Origin of the sequence: Streptomyces sp. V3I8 (assembly GCF_030817535.1) — a bacterium.
Lineage (GTDB): Bacteria > Actinomycetota > Actinomycetes > Streptomycetales > Streptomycetaceae > Streptomyces.
This window is the reverse complement of sequence record NZ_JAUSZL010000002.1, coordinates 1,198,028-1,217,636: the sequence shown is the minus strand read 5'-3', so window position 1 is coordinate 1,217,636 and position 19,609 is coordinate 1,198,028. Positions and strand designations below refer to the sequence as shown.

8 protein-coding genes are annotated in these 19,609 nt (G+C 73.4%); 4 read left to right on the top strand and 4 right to left on the bottom strand.

What is annotated here, in order from left to right; all coding sequences use genetic code 11:
- Window positions 1-21 precede the first annotated feature (21 nt).
- Window positions 22-660: a helix-turn-helix domain-containing protein gene (locus QFZ75_RS05475; RefSeq protein ID WP_307534313.1), complete on the bottom strand. Its 639-nt coding sequence runs from the start codon at window positions 658-660 to the stop codon at window positions 22-24.
- 135 nt (window positions 661-795) lie between these two features.
- On the opposite strand from QFZ75_RS05475, the gene QFZ75_RS05470 reads away from it, so the two are divergent.
- Entirely contained in the window at window positions 796-1,803 is a 1,008-nt protein-coding gene (locus tag QFZ75_RS05470; protein ID WP_307534311.1) for an NAD(P)/FAD-dependent oxidoreductase, read from the top strand.
- Between the two features lie 100 nt (window positions 1,804-1,903).
- On the opposite strand, the gene QFZ75_RS05465 is transcribed toward QFZ75_RS05470, so the two are convergent.
- Window positions 1,904-2,308, bottom strand: coding sequence for a nuclear transport factor 2 family protein (locus QFZ75_RS05465; RefSeq protein ID WP_307534309.1), 405 nt, complete (start codon window positions 2,306-2,308; stop codon window positions 1,904-1,906).
- 200 nt (window positions 2,309-2,508) lie between these two features.
- On the opposite strand from QFZ75_RS05465, the gene QFZ75_RS05460 reads away from it, so the two are divergent.
- The gene (locus QFZ75_RS05460) at window positions 2,509-4,041 is read left to right on the top strand and encodes an HD domain-containing phosphohydrolase (RefSeq protein ID WP_307534308.1); all 1,533 of its coding nucleotides are present in this window, start codon (window positions 2,509-2,511) and stop codon (window positions 4,039-4,041) included.
- A gap of 63 nt (window positions 4,042-4,104) precedes the next feature.
- Here QFZ75_RS05460 and QFZ75_RS05455 read toward each other — a convergent pair whose 3' ends face one another.
- A complete protein-coding gene (locus QFZ75_RS05455; protein ID WP_373465809.1) occupies window positions 4,105-4,680 on the bottom strand; it encodes a TerD family protein in 576 nt (191 codons plus the stop codon).
- Window positions 4,681-4,756: 76 nt separating this feature from the next.
- On the bottom strand, window positions 4,757-6,991 hold the full coding sequence (locus QFZ75_RS05450) for an MMPL family transporter (protein ID WP_307534306.1): 2,235 nt from the start codon (window positions 6,989-6,991) through the stop codon (window positions 4,757-4,759).
- A 353-nt stretch (window positions 6,992-7,344) separates the two neighbouring features.
- Between QFZ75_RS05450 and fabD the strand changes: the two genes are divergently transcribed.
- Window positions 7,345-14,820, top strand: a complete 7,476-nt coding sequence (gene fabD, locus QFZ75_RS05445) for an ACP S-malonyltransferase (RefSeq protein WP_307534304.1) — start codon at window positions 7,345-7,347, stop codon at window positions 14,818-14,820.
- Entirely contained in the window at window positions 14,817-19,595 is a 4,779-nt protein-coding gene (locus tag QFZ75_RS05440; protein WP_307534302.1) for a beta-ketoacyl synthase N-terminal-like domain-containing protein, read from the top strand. Before fabD ends, QFZ75_RS05440 begins: the two co-directional genes overlap by 4 nt.
- Window positions 19,596-19,609: the final 14 nt, after the last annotated feature.

The window sequence follows — 19,609 nt, the reverse complement described above, 5'->3', positions numbered from 1 at the left end:
CCACGCCTCCCGACCCGTTCGTCAGCCCGTCTCCGGGCCCCCGCCGTCGTCCGGCTGCCGGCCGGGCACCTCCTCCCACGACGTGACGACGCGCATCCGCTCGCCCTGGGAGCCGAAGAGGCTCAGGAACTCGACGGGCCGGTCACCGGCGTTGCCCAGCGCATGGGGCAACCGGGTGTCGAACTCCGTGGCCTGCCCGGCGGCCAGGACCACCTGCCGGGTGCCGGCGGTGACGCGCAGCCGCCCGTGCAGGACGTAGATCCAGCTGTAGCCCCGATGGGTGTGGAGCCCCTGCCCCGAGGCGGTCGTCGCCCCCGTCGGCAGCACGTGCTTGTGGGCGTGCGGACCACCGTGGTGACGTACCAGGGAGACGACCGTCTGGTCCTGCCCCGGTACGGCCACGGGACGCAGATGAACGCGCGGGTCGCCGGTCGGCGGCGCGCCGACGAGTTCGTCGAGCGGCAGGCCGTAGGCGGCCGCGAGCGGCAGCAGCAGATCGAGGGTGTACTTGCGCTGCCCGGACTCCAGCCGCGACAGCGTGCTCGGGGAGATGCCGCTGCGCTCGCTGATGTCGTCCAGTGTCGCGTGGCGCTGCCGCCGCAGTGTCCGCAGCCGCCCCCCGACCGTGCGCAGCACTTCCGCCAGCTCGTCGTGGTTCACACCCGCATCTTGCCAGGTCGGCAAGGTGCCTTGGACGCCGTCGGCGGGCGGCCGCAGGATCACCGCCGAGAGGGCAGAAGGCCGAGAGCGCAGAAGGCCGCGAGCCGAAAGAACCGAGAGACGAGGAACCCCCTCATGACACACCCCCACACCACCGAACGGCGGGCGGCCGACGGACACGGCGGCCCGGTCCACGACGTCGTCGTCATCGGCGGCGGCGCGGCCGGCCTGAACGCGGCGCTCACCCTCGGACGTGCCCGCCGCACCGTACTGCTCGTCGACGCCGGACAGCAGCGCAACGCCCCCGCGCACAGCATGCACAACTACCTCGGCCACGAAGGCGTCGATCCCGCCGCATTCCTCGCCCTCGCGCAGCAGGAGACCACCCGTTTCGGAACGCGCGTGATCGAGGCGTCGGTCGTCACCACGAGGCGTGCCGCGGACGGGAACTTCGAGGCCGCACTCGACGACGGCACCGTCGTGAGGGCGCGCCGCCTGCTCCTGGCCACCGGCCTGGTGGACGAACTCCCGGACGTACCGGGAGTGGCCGAGCGCTGGGCGCGCGAGGTGCTCCACTGTCCCTACTGCCACGGCTGGGAGGTGCGCGACCGGGCGATCGGAGTGCTGGCCACCGGCCCGGTCGGGGTGGAGCAGGCGCTGCTGTGGAGTCAGTGGAGCGACGACATCACCTTGTTCACGCACACCGGTCCCCGGCTCGACGAACCGGCGCGCGCACGTCTCGACGCGAGGGGCGTGCAGGTGGTGGAAGGACGGGTGTCCCACCTCGACGTCCGGGAGGACCGGCTGCGCGGTGTCGTGCTGGCCGACGGGCGGCAGCCGGCGGTGAGTCACCTGGTGGTCGCCCCGCGCTTCACCGCCCGGACCGGGGGACTGGCAGGCCTGGACCTGGAGACCGCGGAACTGCGGCTCTTCGGGCAGGTTGCGGGCCGTCACGTGGTGGCGAACCCGCAGGGAGTGACGAGCACGGCGGGCGTGTACGCGGCGGGCAACGTCACCAGCCTCACCGAGACCGTCATCGGCTCGGCGGCCGCCGGACTGAGGGCGGCCGCCGCCCTCAACCTGGATCTCGTCACCGAGGACACGCGGCGAGCCGTCGCCGCCGCGGCCCCGCCCGGCGTGTGACGCGGGTGCCCCGGCCGGTCCCGTGACCGCTGCCTCCCGCGGTGGCCGTCGGCCGCTGCCGCTGCCGCTGCCACTCACTGCCACTGCCGGGAAGGCCGGTTCACATGGCGGCGACCATGGTGTGGGTGTCGAAGACGGTCTCGAAGTGCACGGGGACGCCGTCCCGCAGCCGCCATACGTGCACGAAGCGCGCCCTCATCGGCTTTCCGGTCGCCAGGCTCGTACCGCTGTAATGGCCGAGCGCCGTGACGATGTCCCCGGCATCGACGATCTCCTCGGGGGCCACGGTGAAGTCCTGCCACTCGGTGACGAAACGGGAGAACACGTTCTCCAGGATCTCCTCACGTCCCCGGTAGGTGCCTCCGTAGTGGAGACTCGGCGGGACCACCCATTCGATCCGCTCGTCGAGCCCCGCGAGCAGTGAGGCGACGTCCCCCTGCGCGAGCGAGCCGTACAGCGTCTCCACCGTTGCGCTCCCCGAAGTGGCGTACTGGTGTGTGGTCATGTGGAACCTCCGTGCTGTGCTGTGTGTGCCGCCGGGGGCTGAACGCGGCCCCGGGCGCTGCGGCCGGGCTCGCGCCCCGCATGCGTAGATCCTCCGCGCGAACCTGCCCGCGGACATCGGCCGATCGACCTATACCGCTGACCGTGCCTGCCCCGAAGACGCGTTCCCCGGCGCCGAGGAGGGGCGGTTACGCTGTGGCGGTGGAAGAGGTCCGGTTGGCCGAAGTACTGGCGGCGCTGTCCCTGACGACCGACCTGGCCGCGGGCATGTCCTTCGAGAAAGGGCTGCGCACCTGCGTCGTCGCCACGGTGTTCGCCCGCGACGTCCTCGCCGCCGACCGGGAGACCTGCCGGGCGGTCTACGAGACGGCACTGCTGCGCTCGGTCGGCTGCACGTCGTACGCCCCCGAGCTCGCGGCGGTCTTCGGCGACGAGGTGGCGTTCCAGAGCGCGATGAAGTACCTCGATCCGGGCGACGAGGTGCCCCCGGCCGAACAGTTGGCCCGGACCGGAAGGTGGACGTACGAGGAGGGGCGGTGGCTGACGGACACGCTGGCCGAGGTGTTGCCCACGGTGGGTGTGGAGGCCATGCGCAACGGTTGTGAGGCCAGTCAGGCGCTGGGTTCGGGCCTGGGTCTGCGACCGCGGACCCTCACGGCGCTGAACGACGTGTACGAGCGGTGGGACGGCAAGGGCATCCCCCTAGGCATCGCGGGTGAGCGCCTCTCCTTCGCCGCTCGTGTGGTCCACGTCGCCGAACAGGCCGTCCTGGCACATGCGGCAGGGGGCGAAGCGGCTGCCGTCTCGGAGGTGGCCGGGCGGGCCGGCGGCCATCTCGATCCGGAACTGGCGCGGGCGTTCGCAGCCGACGCGGCCAGGGTGCTCGCCCCGCTCGGCGAGCCCGACGCGGTCATGTCGGTGGTGGCGTCCGAACCGCCGCCGTACATCACGGTGTCCCCCGAGAGGATCCCCGAACTGTGCGCGGTCCTCGGCAGGTTCGTGGACCTCAAGGGCAAGTGGCTGATCGGGCACAGCGAACACGTCGCGCGGCTGGCGGAGCGTGCCGGCCGGCTGGCCGGTCTCGCCGCCGACGAGGTGATCCGGCTGCGCTGCGCGGCTCTGCTGCACGACCTCGGGCGGGCCGGGATCTCCGCCGATGTGTGGGACCGCCCCGGGCCGCTGAGCACCGCTGAGACGGAACGGGTGAGGCTGCACACGTACTGGACCCAGCGGGTACTGGAGCGCGTGCCCGCTCTCGCTCCGCTGGCACCGATCGCGGCCGCGCACCACGAGCGCCTCGACGGCAGCGGATACCACCGCGGTGACCTGGGATCCCGTCCCCCTGTGGCGGCCCTTGTCCTCGCCGCCGCCGACGTGTTCGCCGCACTGACCGAACCGCGCGGGCACCGGGACGCCTTCACCGTCGACGAAGCCGTCGGACACCTGACGCGCGAGGCGGACTCGGGCGCCCTGGACCGCACCGCCTGCGACCTGGTGATCCGGGCGGCGGGCGGACCGCCGTCCCGGCCGCACCGCCCGGCCGGTCTCACGGCGCGGGAGGTCGAAGTGCTGCGACTGGCCGCCCGCGGGCTGACCAACCGGCAGATAGGCGCCGAACTGTCCATCTCCGGCCGCACCGTGGGCCATCACCTCGGGCACATCTACGACAAGACCGGGCGACGGACCCGGGCCGGGGTGGCCGTCTTCGCCATGGAACAGCGACTCCTGCCCTGAACGCCGATGCGCCTGGCGGACGTCGCGGCCGTCTCCCAGGCATCGGTATGACCGTGCGCGGCGCTACGGGGTGCTTCCCATCTCCGCGGTGAAGACCACGGGGTCGCTGTCGGAGCCCCGGACCATCTCCCGGAAGTCCCATGTGGCGGATGCGTTCCGGGTGAACTCCGCGACCGTGGTGGCGGTGGACGCGGAGACCTGTGCGAAGTCGTCCTTGAGGAGTTCTTCGTGCCCCTCGACGACGAGGACCCCGGCGTTGGACAGGTCGCCGAACGTCTTGTGGCCGCTGTTCTGATGGATCACCACGCCCACGACCACCCGTGCGAAGGAGGAGGCGAGACGATCGAACTCCAGGGTCATCGCCTCGACGTAGCCGAAGCCCTGGCCGGTCTGGCTGTGCCGGCTCATGTTGATGGTGCCGTCCGGTGAGCGGCTGTCGTAGTGGACGACGTACACCGGCTTTCCGTACGGGGCGTCCACCGAGTAGGTCGCGGCGATGATGTCGAGGTGGTGCGGTGGCCGGTCCCAGGGACTGGGGTCCCATTTGATCCGCACCTCGACTTTTCGCACACCTTGTTTGCCGCTGTTCACTGGATGGCTGCCTCTCGCATGGCACGTTGCGACGAATTGCTCCTGCATGGTCAAGTATGGCTCCGGGGCGCCCTCTTCACGCCTGCACGGAGACGGCCACCTTCGGGGCGTCCGCCGGCGGCGGTCAGCTCTCGGCGAGTCCGTAGCGCGCGTGCAGACGGGCCAGCACAGGGGGCGCCCACCAGTTGGTCCGGCCCGCCAGGTGCATGAGGGCGGGGGCCAGCAGGATACGGATCACGGTCACGTCCAGTACGACGGTGACGACCATGCCCACGCCGACGATCTTCAACGGGACGACGGGCGACGACGCCTGGCCGAGGAAGACGACGATGATCAGAGCGGCGGCCGAGGTGATGAGGGGAGCGGTACGCCGCACCGCGGCCTCGACGGCGGCGGAGTTGTCGCCCAGGACGAGATAGCTCTCCCGGAACGCGGAGAGCAGGAACACCTCGTAGTCCATGGAGAGCCCGAAGGCGATGGCGATCACCAGGATCGGCATCATGATGTCGGTGCTGCCGACGGGGGTGAACGGGCCGACCAGATCGCGCAGATGGCCGTCCTGGAAGATGAAGACCATCATGCCGAGGGCCGCGGACATGCTCAGCCCGGTCAGTGCGAGCGCCTTGAGCGGGATCAGGACGCTGCCGGTGAAGGCGAACAGCAGCACGAACATGGACACGGCCACCCACAGGACGGCGACCGGCAGCCGGTCGGCGAGCGCGGCCCTGGTGTCCTGGAGCAGGGCCACGCCGCCACCCATCAGCGCCGGTACGGGCGCGGACACCTCCCGTACGGCTTTCAGCGTGCGCAGGGCCTGCTCGCTGTCGGACCGGTCGCCGCTCAGCGTGATCCTCAGCCAGGCGTCGGACCCGTCGGTGAAGGTGCGCGCGGCGGACGGAACAGGGGCCTGCCGGCCGGCCGGCGTGTAGGTGCCGGTGGCGCCCTCGACCCGGCGTACTCCCGGGACGCGGGAGAGGGAGCGCGCGTACGCGTCGGTGCCGGACAGTGCCTGCCGTCCGTCCGCCGCGCCCGGGAGCACCGCCGCGATCTGTGGTTCGTACAACTGCGGGAAATCCGCGCGTACGCGGTCGGAAGCGGCCCTGACAGCCGTCCCGGCGGGCAGGGCGCGGTCGTCGGGGAAGCCGAAGGACACGTCCGGGAAGGGGGCGGCCAGGGTCACCAGGAAGACCGTCACCGCGACGGCCACCGACGCGGGGGCCCGCCGTACGAGACGGGCACTGGAGGACCAGATCAGGCCCGTGGCCCTACTGACCGGGCCTCCGACCGGACTTCCGACCGGAAGTCCGGCCGGGCCTTCGTCCTCGCGGTCACGGTCGCGGGACGCGGTTGCGGTGGTGCCCGCCCGACGGCCCAGCAGGGCGAGCGCGGCGGGAAGAACCACACAGGCGGCCAGCGCGGACAGCATCGTCACGGTGATGCCCCCGTAGGCCACGGTCCGCAGGAACATGGTCGGGAAGACCAGCAGCGCGGCCAGGGACAAGGAGACCGCCACCGCTGAGTACACAACGGTCCGGCCCGCCGTGGCCGTCGTCGTCCGCAGCGCCGCTGCCGGGTCCGCACCGCGGTCCAGCTCGCTCCGGAAGCGCGTCACCACGAACAGGCTGTAGTCGACGGCCAGTCCGAAGCCGAGGGCGCTGGCGATGTTGAGCGCGAAAACGCTGACGGGCGTGACCGTGGCCAGCAGGCCGAGCAGCGCCGAGGTCGTCGTCACGGACACCACGCCGACCAGGACGGGCAACAGCGCCGCGAGAAGGCTCCGGAAGACCACGATCAGCAGGAGCAGGACCAGCGGAGCGGTCAGCAACTCGGCGCGGATCAGATCACGTCTGCTGTGCGTCTGCAATGCGTCGAGGGTCGCGGAGGGTCCGGCGGCGGACACGGTGACGGGACCGTGTCGTCCGAGGACGGAAGGAAACAATTGTTCCACCGCTTCGCCGACAGCTTTCTCGTCACCTCTGAATTTCACGGCGATCACGGCGCTGCGGCCGTCGCCAGCACGCATGGCCGGGTTGCCGCCCCAGAACGAGGAGACGAAATGGACCGGCCCCGCCCGCCGTACGGCTCCTGTCAGTTCCCGGCCGGCCGCCACGACGGCCGGCGCGTCGACCGGTTGTCCCGCGTCCCGTGGCTCCACGAGCAGAAGTACGTCCGGATCGCCGGCCCGGAACTCCGTACCGAGGACGCGTTCCGCCCGGACCGAGGCGGCCGACGGCGGATACATACCGCCGGCCGTCAGCCGGTCCGACGTCATTGTCGCGACCAGTGCGCAGAGCAGGACGCACAGAGCGGCGACGGCCAGAATCGCATGAGCGCGAAAGCGGGAAAACGGTCCGAACATATTCTTCATGCTGAAGGTGCCAACCCCGGCGTCGCCTGCGGATCGCGGCCCGCGATGGAATGAGGGAGGAAGAGGGAAACGGCACGGTATCACCGGCGACGACAGGACCGTCGGAGGGAAAACGCAAGGCCGTTCTGAAATATCCTTTCTTGCGTCTCCTTTTTGCTATAGGAACTCTCACGGCGCGGGGCGACGGTGGAACCTCCGGTATCGGCCGTGTCCTGGGACGGGGGTCGCGCGTTGGTGGTCCGTGTCCACGTCCGACCCGATCATCGACCGCGACACAGGGGAGCCCGGAGCGTGCCGGCTTCACTCCCCGTCCACTCGATTCCCTTCATTCGGAGCAATCAGCAGTGATCGCGCTTGTGTTCCCCGGGCAGGGCTCCCAGCACCGCGGCATGGGAGGGGAACTCTTCACACAATTCCCGGACCTCACCGCCCAGGCCGACGACATCCTCGGGCAGTCCGTCGAGCGGCTGTGCCTGAGCGACCCCGACGGGAAACTCGGCGACACCCGCCACACCCAGCCCGCCCTGTACGTCGTCAACGCCCTCGCCCACCGGGACTGGTCGCAACGGCACGACGACCCGCCGGACTTCCTGGCCGGCCACAGTCTGGGGGAGTACAACGCCCTCGAAGCCGCCGGTGTCTTCGACTTCGCCACCGGCCTGCGGCTGGTGCGGCGACGCGCCGAACTGATGGCCCTCGCCACCGGCGGGGGCATGGCCGTGGTCATCGGTCTCGGCGCCGAAGAGCTCACCGACGTGCTGGCCCGCCGCGCAGGCGACGACCTCGACATCGCCAACCACAACACCCCCGACCAACTGGTGATCTCCGGACCGGTCGAGAGCATCGACCGTGTCCGCCCGCACCTGGTGGCAGCCGGCGCCCGCTGCCACACGCTGCCCGTGAGCGGCGCGTTCCACTCCCGGCACATGGCCGACGCGGCCGAGGCGTTCGCCGGCTTCGTCACCGGGTTCGCGCTGTCGCCGCCGCGGATTCCGGTGATCGCCAACACCACCGCCGCGCCGCACCGCCGGGACATCGGCGCCGAACTGGTCCGCCAGATCACCGCACCCGTGCGCTGGACGGACTCGGTGCGCCATCTGCTCGACGCGGGCGTGGACGACTTCCAGCAGGTCGGACCCGGTACGGCGGTCATCGCAATGGTCCGGGCCGTCCGAGCGGCGCGGCCGGTTCCCACCCCTGCCCCCGCCCCTGCCCCCGTTCCCGCCCCCGTTCCCGCCTCCGTCCCGGTCCCCGCACCACCGCCCCGGGACGACGAGACGTACGTACGGCTCCTCGAACGCGATCTGCTGCACGGCGTGCGGGAGATGCTGACGGCCACCGGCCGGCAGGACGGCGCGGTCACCCCGGCGGCCGAACTCACCGCGCTCGGCTTCGGTTCCGTACAGCTCATCGAGTTCTCCGGCCGGCTCAGTGACCATCTGGGAGCCGATGTGGCGCCGTCGGTGTTCTTCGAGCACCACACGGTGGAAGCGCTCGCCCGCCATCTGGCGTCGGCGCACCGGGACCGCATGCCGCACCTGTACCCGGCCGGCCGGCCGGCTCCGACCGCCGGCGAGGCCGACCCGGCGCCTGCGGCGCCCCGGACCGCCCCCGTCGTTCGGCCGGCCGAAAGGCCGCCGGCCGCGGTCACGCAGGTCACGCGTGTCACGCAGGCCACGGGCGCCGCGCAGACCGCGACGGTGACAGGTGAGCCGATCGCGGTGATCGGGATCAGCGGCGTCTTCCCGGGCGCCGACGATCTCCGCACGTTCTGGGCGAACCTGCTCGCCGGACACGACGCGGTCGGCGAGGTCCCCGCCGACCGCTGGGACTGGCGGGCGTCCGACGGCGGTCGCGAGACGTCCCGCGGACCGTCGGCACCCCACCGGTGGGGCGCCTTCCTCCGTGACGCCGCCGCCTTCGACTGCTCCTTCTTCGACATCTCCCCCGGGGAGGCGTTGCTGATGGACCCTCAGCAACGACTGTTCCTGCAGACCGTCTGGCACACCCTGGAAGACGCGGGCCACCGCCCGTCCGACCTGGCCGGCAGCCGCACCGGGGTCTTCGCCGCGGTCAGCGGCATGGACTACATCGAGGCGCTGACCACCGCCGGCACCCCGGTCGACGCCCGGACGGCCACCGGCCTCGCGCACTCGGTACTCGCCAACCGCGTCTCCTACCTGCTGGGACTGCGCGGTCCCAGCGAGCCGGTGGACACCGCCTGCTCGTCCTCCCTGGTCGCCGTGCACCGCGCCATCCGCAGCATCCGGCTCGGCGAGTGCGAGCAGGCCATCGCCGGAGGCGTCAACGTCCTCGCCGCGCCCAGCGGCTTCGTCTCCTTCGGCCAGGCGGGCATGCTCGCCCCGGACGGCCACTGCAAGACCTTCGACGCACGGGCCGACGGATACGTGCGCGGCGAAGGCGTCGCCGCCGTCCTGCTCAAGCCGCTCGCCCGCGCCGAGGCCGACGGCGACCACATCCACGCGGTCGTCCGGGGCAGCGCGGTCGGCCACGGCGGCCGGACCGCCTCCCTCACCGCTCCGGGCCCGGACCGCCAGGCCGACGTGATCGTCGAGGCCTGGCGGGAGGCCGGCCTCGATCCGTCCACCGCCGGCCTGATCGAGGCGCACGGCACCGGTACCGAACTCGGTGACCCGGTCGAGGTCGACGGACTGCGACAGGCCTTCCGGACGCTGTACGACGACTGGGGCCTGGCCGACCCGGACGAACCGCACTGCGGCATCGGCTCGGCGAAGACCTCCATCGGGCACCTGGAAGCCGCCGCGGGCATGGCCGGACTGGTCAAGGCGGTGCTCGCCGTGCGACACGGGCGCCGGCCCGCCCTGCGCGGCTTCACCGCCCCCAACCCGCACCTGCGGCTGACCGGTTCCCCCTTCCACCTGCTCGACCGGTCCCGCGCCTGGCCCCGCCCCGTCGGACCCGACGGCGACGAGCTGCCCCGCCGCGCCGGGATCAGCTCGTTCGGCTTCGGCGGCGTCAACGCCCACGTGGTGCTGGAGGAGTACCTTCCGGCGACCACGGCGCCCGAGCCGCGACCGGACGGCCGGGCGCACATCGTGCCGCTGTCCGCCCGCTCCGCCGAGCGGCTACGGGCGGCGGCCGGACAGCTCGCCGCCTACTTGCGTGCCACCCCGGCACCCGACGACGCCCCGGCGTACGCATCCCACGGCGCCCCGGCGCACGAACCGCCGTACACGCCGGACCTGCCGCACGTGGCGGCCACCCTGCAGACGGGGCGGGAAGCCATGCCGCACCGGCTGGCGGTCGTCGCGCACGACCTCACGGAGCTGCGGACCGCTCTGGAGGGCTTCTGCACCAACGAGGCCGACACCCCGGGCGTCCACACCGGAGTCGCCGTGGACGCCCTCGCCGACCTCGGAGCGGAGCCGCCGGGCGCCGCCTACCTCGCCGGGCTCACCGCTGACGGCCACCTCGACCGGCTCGCCCGACTGTGGACGTCGGGCGTCGACCTGGACTGGTCCGCGCTGCGCCCGGCAGGCACGTACCGCCGCGTGCCCCTGCCCGGCTACCCCTTCGAACGGCGCCGGTTCTGGCCCCGGCCGCAGGAGGGCGGCGTCCCCGCCCCGGCGGACACCGGCCGGAGTGCGGGCACCCCCCACCCGACCGCGCCCACCGGAGACGACATCGCCGAGGCGCTGCTGGACGAGTTCGCGCAGGTGCTGCGGTGGGACCGGTCCGAGATCCACCCGGACACCCCGTTCGAGCAACTCGGCCTGGACTCGGTCGCGGTGCTTCAACTGCGCCGACGCCTGGAGGACCGCTACGGGCCGCTGTCCACCACGGTCTTCTACACCTACAAAACCCTCCGCGACCTGGCGTCCTACCTCGCCCGACAGGCCACGGCCCCCGCTCCCGTCCTTGCCCCCGCCCCCGTCCCCGCATCCGTCCCCACCCCGGCTTCGGGACCTCGCGCCGATCTCTCCGAGGCGGCCGCGGAGGCCCCGGCGGACCGTGACATCGCCATCGTCGGCATCGGCGGCCGCTACCCCGGCGCCCGCACCGTGGCGGAGTTCTGGCGCGGCCTCCTCGACGGCGTGGACGCCGTGGGCGACATCCCCGTGGACCGTCCCGGCTACCGCCGCTACGCCGAACTCGCGCGACAACGGCACGGCGACGACTGGCCGCGCTGGGGCGGCTTCCTGGACGACGTCGACGCCTTCGACGCGACGTTCTTCCACATCGCGCCGGGGGAGGCCCGGTTCCTCGATCCGCAGCAGCGGCTCTTCATCGAGACGGCCTGGGAGTGCGTGGAGGACGCCGGTTACCCGCCCGCGGCCCTCGCCGCCCCCGGGGCCGGCGACCACCGGGCGCCGGTCGGCGTGTTCTGCGGCGTCACCTACAACAACTACCAGCTGTTCGGAGCCGAGGCGGTGGCCCGGGGCGAGTGGGTGGCGGTCGAGTCGCAGACGTTCTCCGTGGCGAACCGGGTGTCGTACCTGATGAACCTCGGCGGTCCCAGCCTCGCCGTCGACACCGCCTGCTCCTCGTCCCTGTACGCGGTGCACCTGGCCTGCGAGAGCATCCGGCGCGGCGAGTGCGACGCGGCGATCGCCGGAGGCGTCAACCTCTCCCTCCACCCGACGAAGTACATGATGCTCGACCAGGCCGGTTTCCTCGCGAGCGACGGCCGGTGCCGGGCGTTCGGCGCGGGCGGGGACGGCTACGTGCCGGCCGAGGCGGTCGGCGCCGTGCTGCTGAAGCCGCTGCGGCAGGCACTGCGCGACAACGACCATGTCTACGCGGTCGTCAAGGGTTCGGCGGTCAACAGCGACGGCCGGACCCTGGGCTACAGCGTGCCCAACCCGGTCGCCCAGACCGAACTGGTCCGGGCCTCGCTGCGGTCGGCGGGCGTCACCGCGGACACGGTCGGCTACGTCGAGGCCCACGGCACCGGCACCAGCCTCGGTGACCCCATCGAACTGCGGGCCCTCACCGACGCGTTCGCCCCTGCCGCCCGACCGGGCCAGTACTGCGCCATCGGATCGGTGAAGTCCAACATCGGGCATGCGGAAGCGGCGGCCGGAATCGTCCAACTCACTAAAACCGCCTTGCAGTTGAAGCACCGCACGCTGGTTCCCACCCTGCTGCACTCCGACCGCACCAATCCCGAGATCCCCTTCGGGGACACCCCGTTCCGGGTCCAGACCGAACGCGGTGACTGGGAGCCCCTGCGCGACGCCGACGGCACGCCGCTGCCGCTCCGGGCGGGCGTCAGCTCCTTCGGCGCGGGCGGCGTCAACGTCCATCTCGTACTGGAGGAGGCTCCCCGGCCGGCGCCTCGGCGTCCGCTCGGCCGCCGCCCCCGCGTCCTGGTGCTGTCCGCGGACGACCAGGCCGCACTGCGGCGGTACGCCGCACGACTGCGCACCTTCCTGACCGAGCGGACGTACGGGGAGACGCGCGGGTCCGGGGAGGACCTCGACGAAGCCGGCGCTCTGCTCGACCTGGCGTACACCCTGCAGTGCGGACGCGGCGTCCTGCCGCACCGGCTGGCGTTCGTCGCCGCCGACCGGAACGAGGCGGTCCGCGCACTGGACGCCTACCTGGGCGACGGCTCCCGGCCGGACGGCGCGGACCCGGACGGCGCGGACCCGGACCGCGCGGGCGACGCCCCGGTGGTGCACACGGGCGTCGCACGGCGCGGACCCCGGCCGAGGGCGGTCGCCGGTGAGCTGGCCGCGCTCGCGGAGCGCGGGAAGTGGGACGACATCGCCCGCGCGTGGGCGCGAGGCGCCTCCTGGGCCTGGCAGGAGATGTACCCGGCGGACGAGAGTCCCCGCCGGACGCCCGCCCCGCTGTATCCGTTCAGCCGGGAACGCCACTGGTTCGACGACGCCGCGGCGGACGTCCCGGAGACAGCCCCCGCCGGCGACCCGGACACCACCATGCTCGCCACGCTGGTGGCGCTCCCCGAGAGCGAGCGGCACTCCTTCCTCGTGGAACGGCTTCGCGCGGAGCTGGGCCGGCTGCTGCGCTACACCCCGGGCACCCTGCCCGACCCCGACCGCGGCTTCACCGAGCTCGGACTGGAGTCGGTCCTCGCCGTCCAGCTCGGTACCCGGATCGAGGAGGAACTCGGCGTACCGATGTACGCGACCGTCACGTTCGACCACCCGACCGTCACGGAGCTGGCGCGGTACCTGCTGGAGAGGATCGGCTCGGACACCCCGCGGTCCGCGGTGACGGCGGCACCGGCCGTGCCGCCGTCGTCCGCCGACCATCCGGTTCCGGAACCGCGGTTCGAGAAGGCGTTCTACGAGGGGATCTGGGAGGCGGCCCCGCCGTCCGGTCCGGTGGACGCCCGCGCCGTCTGGTCGACCGGAGCCGTGATCCTCGACACGGACGACGTACTCGCCCGGACGCTGACCCGGCGCCTGCGCGAGCGGGGCTCGGACGCCCCGGTGGTCCTGGTCCGGCCCGCGGCACGGTACGACCGCACGGGCGACGACGAGTACACCGTACGGCCGGGGGACGACAAGGACTGCGTCCGGCTGGTGGAGGACCTCGCCGCCCGGCCCGGCGGGATGCCCGGGGTGTTCGTCCACCGCTGGGCGAGCGGCGCGGGGACGGGCGCCGCGACACTCGACGAACGCCTGGACGCCGGTATCCGCTCGGTGCTCCCGCTGGCCCGTTGCCTCGTCGCCCTCCCCGGGCAGGTGCGTCTGCTGGTTCTCGACGAGTACGCCGAGGACGAGGGGCCACGGCCCCTGGTGGAGGCGTTCGGCGGATTCGCGCGCTGCGTACGGCTCGAGAGCCCGCGGCTGCTCTGCCAGGCCGTGGCCGTCGCCGGCGAAACGGCCGACGCCCCGCCCGGACCGGCGCGGGTGATCGAGGCGTGCGGCGTCGAACTCGGGCTCACGGATCCTCCCGCCGAGGTCCGCCACACCCCGGCCGGCCGCCTGACGCGGCGGACACGGCTGCTCGACCCGGCCGGCGGGGCGCCGCCGGCGGTCCGGCTCGTCCCGGACGGCACCTACCTGATCACCGGCGGTCTCGGGGCGCTGGGCCTCGTGTTCGCGCAGCACCTGGCCCGGAGCGCTCCCCGCTGCCGCCTGGTCCTCGCGAGCCGGTCGGTGCCCACCCGCGGGCAGCAGGAGGCGATCGACCGGATCACGGAACTCGGCGCCACCGTCGAACACGTCGTCGCGGACGTGGGCCGCGAGGACGACGTCAGCCGCCTGCTGGCAGGGGTACGCGGCCGGCACGGGCGCCTCCGGGGTGTCGTCCACGCGGCGGGTCACATCCAGGACGCGCTCATGGCCAACAAGTCCCCGCGGGACGTGGACGCGGTCCTCGCCGGGAAACTCGCCGGCGCCGTCCACCTGGACGCCCTCACCCGCGACGACGACCTGGACTTCTTCATGATGTTCTCGTCGCTCACCGCACTCACCGGCAACGCCGGGCAGAGCGACTACGGCTACGCCGGCGCGTTCCTCACCGCCTTCGCCCGGCACCGGGAGGCGCTGCGCGCCCGCGGCGAACGCACCGGCCGTGCCATCGCGCTGATCTGGCCGTACATGCGGGATGGCGGGATGCGCGTCGACGCGGCGACCGAGGGGTACCTGCTGCGCCGGCACGGTCTGGTCCCGGTGGACACGGACCTGGCCACCGAGGCGTTCGACCGCTCCCTGACCGACGGCGGACCGGAGTTCGGCGTGCTGCACGCCGATCTCGGCAGGCTCGCCCGGACGCTGCCGCTCCTGGCCGTCACCCGGCAGGACCACGCGGACGAGCTGCGGGACGCGCTGGCCGGTGAGTTGACGGAGCTGGGACTGTGACGGCCCGGCAGGAAGACCTGCTCCAGCGGTCCCTGACGGCCATCCGTTCCCTCCGCGCCGAGCTGGCGCGGGAGCGGTCGGCCCGGAACCAGCCGATCGCCGTGGTCGGCATGGGCTGCCGGCTGCCCGGCGGCGCCGACTCGCCGCAGGCACTGTGGGAACTGCTGGAACAGGGCCGTGACGCGATCACCGAGGCTCCCGCCGACCGATGGCCGGCAGCGCCCTACTACTGCGCCGACCCGCAGGCGCCGGGCCGGACGTACACCACCAGCGGCGGCTTCCTGACCGGGGACATCGACGCCTTCGACGCCGGTCTGTTCGGCATCTCCGCGCAGGAGGCGGCCCAGATGGACCCGCAGCACCGACTGCTGCTGGAGACCGGCTGGGAGGCGCTGGAGAGCGCCGGGCTCCTCGCCGAACGGCCGGATTCGCGAAGGGTCGGTGTCTTCGTCGGCATGTCGGGCTCCGACCACTCCCGGGTGCCGGTGCCGTCCGCGGCGGTCGGGCCGTTCACCGCCACCGGCGCCGCCCCGAGCGTCGCCGCCGGGCGGATCGCCCACACACTGGGCCTGCACGGACCGGCCCTCGTCGTCGACACCGCGTGTTCCTCGTCGCTGGTGGCCGTCCAGCTGGCCGTGCGGAGCCTGCGCCTGGGGGAGTGCGACGCCGCGCTGGCCGGCGGCGTCAATCTGCTGCTCGCGCCGGAACCGTACGTCGCCCTGTGCAAGATGGGTGCGTTGTCTCCCACCGGCCGGTGCCGGACCTTCGACACCTCCGCCGACGGCTACGTCCGGGCCGAGGGCTGCGGTCTGGTCGCGCTCATGCGGCTGTCCGACGCCCGCGCGGTGCGGGCCCCCGTGCTGGCGGTCGTGCGCGGCTGCGCCGTCAACCACGACGGCAGGGCGGGCGGAGTGACCGTGCCCAGCGAACGCGCGCAGCGGGAGCTGCTGCGCGAGGCACTGCGGGACGCCGGGATCGACCCGCACCAGGTGGGATATCTGGAGACGCACGGCACCGGGACGCCGCTCGGCGACCCGATCGAGGTGCGCGCCGCGGTCGACGTCCTCGGCCGGGGCCGGCCCGCGTCGCGCCCCCTGGTCCTCGGCGCGCTGAAGTCCGCCGTCGGGCACCTGGAACCGGCCGCCGGCGTGGCCGGCCTCATCAAGACCGTGCAGGTGCTGCGGCACGGCCGGATCCCGGGCAACCTCCACCTGAAGGAGCCCAACCCCCGGCTGGGCACGGACGGTTGCCCGGTGATCCTGCCCGACCGGTCACTGCCCTGGCCGGCCGGCGGACGCGGGCGGTTCGCGGGGGTGAGCTCCTTCGGGTTCAACGGCACCAACGCCCACGTCGTCCTGGAGGACGCCCCGCCGGTCATCCCCGAACACCCGGAAGCAGCCTCTCGGCCGGGGCACGGGGTCCACGTGCTGCCGCTGTCCGCCGCGGACCCCGGCGCCCTGCGGGACCTCGTGCACCGCCTCGCGGACTGGGTCGGCGCCCACCCCGACGCGGAACCCGCCGACATCGCCCACACCCTCGGGACGCGCCGCCGCCACCTTCCGTACCGGACCGCGCTGGTGACCACCTCCGGCGGCAGGGAACTCGGCGCCGAACTGCGCCGCATCGCGGACGGCCCCCTGCCGGACCGGCCCTGCCGCACGGGCCGGCACACGGCCCTGTTCCTCGACGCGGACCTCGTCCAGGCCGCGGAACACACCGCGCAGCTGTACGCCGACAGTCCCGGCTTCCGCGCCGCGCACGAGGAATGCGCGGCCCTGCTGCGTGCCACCGCGGCCGGACGGGCCGGCGAGGTACCGGATCCGCGTACACCGGCCGACCCGGCCGCGCTGTCCCGGCTCGGACCGCTCGCGGCCGACCTGACCCGCTTCACCCACCAGCTCGCGCTGTCCCGGCTGCTGACCGACCGCTGGGGTCTCGCCCCCGCCGCGGTGGGCGGCCGTGGTGTCGGTGCTCTGGCCGCCGCCTGCGTCGCCGGCATCATGGACGTACCGACCGCCGGTGCGTACCTCGCGGCCCGCCGCGGTACGGGTCCGGCGCCCGCGACCGCGCTGGCCGCGCCCCGACTGCGCTTCCTCACCGGTACCCGCGCCGGTACCGGTACCGGGCCGGAGGCGAACGGCGGATCACCGACCGACCCCGCCTTCTGGCTGTCGGCGGCGGACCGGCCGGACGCCCGCCAGGACGTACGCGCGCTGCTCGCCCCGCTGACGGACAGCGGTTACGGAACGTTCCTCACCGTCGGTCCGGCTCCGGCTCCGGCTCCGGCCCCGGACGCGGCCACGGACGGGTCCGAGCGGGTGCAGGACACCCTGTGGTGGACGATCACCCGTACGACTTCGGACGATCCCGCCGCCCACGGCAGCCGCGCACTGTGGCCCACGCTGCTCGACGGGCTCGCCTCGGCCTATCGCGCCGGAGCCGCTGTCAGTTGGGACGGGCTCCACGACGGTGCGGGCCGGGCCCGCCTGCCTCTGCCGACCTACCCGTTCCGGCGCACCCGGCACGCCCCGCCGGTGCCGCGCGCCGACGCCTTCCTGGCCGCAGCCGCGCATCGGCCGGACGCGGTCGCGCCCGCGTCCGGCGGTTCCCCCGTCGGTCCCGTCGTAGGTGCGCCGGTGCTCAGGCCGGTGCGGTCCCCCCTGCGGGGCCACCAGTTCGAGACGGTTCTCAGCCGGCGACTGCTGCCCGCGCTGGCCGACACGGGCGGGGTGCTGCATCTGGGCCACTACCACGACCTGCTGACGGACATCGCCGGTGAGCTGGGCGGGGCGCCCTCGTACGAGCTGCGCGAGGTGGGGTTCGAACAGGCGCTCAGGTTCGCCGCCGACGAGAGCCGTACGGTGCAGATCGTCATCGAGGGCGACGCGCGGGGCGATGGCTGGCGGTCCTTCGGCGTGCACAGTGTGGTCGACAAGGAGACCCGCTGGGTCAGGCATGCGCACGGCGAGTTCCGTACGTGTCCCTCCACTTCCTCCACTTCCTCGGTTTCCTCCGTTCCCGCCGTGTCCGGACCGGGTCTGTCCGAGGAGGGCCGCCGGACGATCCGTGAGCGCCTGCCGGTCCACACCTGGGGAGACACCTTCTACCGGGAGCTGCGCGCACGCGGGGTGGCGCTGGGCGGTTCCGTCATGTGTGTCGAGGAGGCCTGGTCGGGCGGCGGGGAAGTGCTGGCCCGGCTGCGCGCCACCGGTGCGGACGGCCCCGGTCACGGCGGCGCCCGGCCCGGCCCCGAACGCCTGCACCCGGGAGTGCTGGACGCCTGCGCCCAGCTGTACGTCCTGGCCGCGGGTGAACGGCTGCCCGCCGATGCCGCGTTCATCACCGCCTCGCTGGGCCGGTTCGGTCTCGACAACACCCCCGGTTCCGGTCCCGGGCCGTTGTGGGTCCATTTCCGGCTGGCCGGACCGGCGGACGAGTACGGCCTGGTGGGCGGCTACCGGCTCTTCGGCCCCGAGGGGCGCCTGCTCGCGGAGTGCCACGGAGCGGCGGTTCGCCTCCTGCCCTCCGGACTGGTCGGCCCGCACCTGCTCGGCCACCGGGGCACAGCCGGCGCGGCGGCGGGTGGCCGGACCCCCGAGGAAGGGCCCCAGCGGGCCGACCTCGTACGGCGGGTGCGGCGGGCCGCACCGGACCGGAAGCCGGAGATCCTCGTCGCCCACCTGACGGACGTGCTGAGCGGTCTGGTCGCCGTGGACGCCGAGGAGATGCGCGAGCGGTCGATCGCCGAACTCGGACTCGACTCCCTGGCGGCGCTGGCACTGCGCCAGCGGCTGTCCGCGGACCTCGGCGCCGACGTACCGCTGGACGTACTGGTGGACGGTCCCACGGTGGCCGAACTGGCGGTCCTGCTCGCCGGACTGCCCGCTTTCCGCTCCGTCCCCGGGGCCGGTACCCCGGCGGACGCCGGGGACCGGGAGCCCACCGGGCAACGGCATCGGACCGAGGTCTCCCGTGACCCGGCCCGCTGGCTGCGGCACCAGCGCCTCGGCCGAAACCCCCGGGTGCGGCTGTTCTGCCTGCCGTACGGCGGGCGCGGCGCGTCCGTCTTCCGCGCCTGGGCGACAGCGCTGCCGGAGGACATCGACGTCTGCCCGGTGCAGTTGCCGGGCCGGGAGGAGCGCTGGCGGGAGCGTCTGCTGGAGGACTGCGAGGAGGCCGTGGGCCTGCTCGCCGAGGCGCTGACTCCGTACACCGACCGGCCCTTCGCGTTCTACGGGCACAGCATGGGCGCCCTGCTCGCGTACCGGCTCGCCCACGAGTTCGGCACGGTCCGGGGCGGGCCGCTGCGGCACCTGTTCGTCGCGGCCTACACCTCGCCCTCCCTCGGACCCAACCCGGTGGCGGCACGGATCGCGGAGGCCTACCGGTCCCTCGGGCACTCCACCTGGCCGTCCGCCGCGGAGCTGCTCAAGACGTACGGGGAACGTCCGCGGCAGTTGAGGCGTGCCGTGCGGGAGAGTCTCGGCGCGGACGCCGGGGAGCAGTTGGCCGGTGTGCTGGAGCCGGTCGGCTGCGCCGATCTGCGCGTCGTCCACGGGGCCGTGCCGTGGACGACGGACGCGGGCCTCGACGCGCCGGTCACCGCGCTGCACGGCCGCCGCGACCCGCTGGTCGACGAGGAAGGGATGAGGGCGTGGCAGCAGGTGACCAAGGGCGCTTTCCGGCTGGAGACCTTCTCCGGGGACCACTACTTCTGCCATCCGGACCAGCAGCAGACCGCCGTGCTGTCCCTGCTCCGCGAGCTGCTGTCCTGATCCGCCCCCGGAAG

What these genes read in the sequence shown, in the direction of transcription:
- QFZ75_RS05470 (WP_307534311.1), top strand. Translation starts at nt 796, where the DNA reads ATGACACACCCCCACACCACCGAACGGCGGGCGGCCGACGGACACGGC.
- QFZ75_RS05465 (WP_307534309.1), bottom strand. Translation starts at nt 2,308, where the DNA reads ATGACCACACACCAGTACGCCACTTCGGGGAGCGCAACGGTGGAGACG.
- QFZ75_RS05455 (WP_373465809.1), bottom strand. Translation starts at nt 4,680, where the DNA reads ATGCAGGAGCAATTCGTCGCAACGTGCCATGCGAGAGGCAGCCATCCA.
- QFZ75_RS05450 (WP_307534306.1), bottom strand. Translation starts at nt 6,991, where the DNA reads ATGTTCGGACCGTTTTCCCGCTTTCGCGCTCATGCGATTCTGGCCGTC.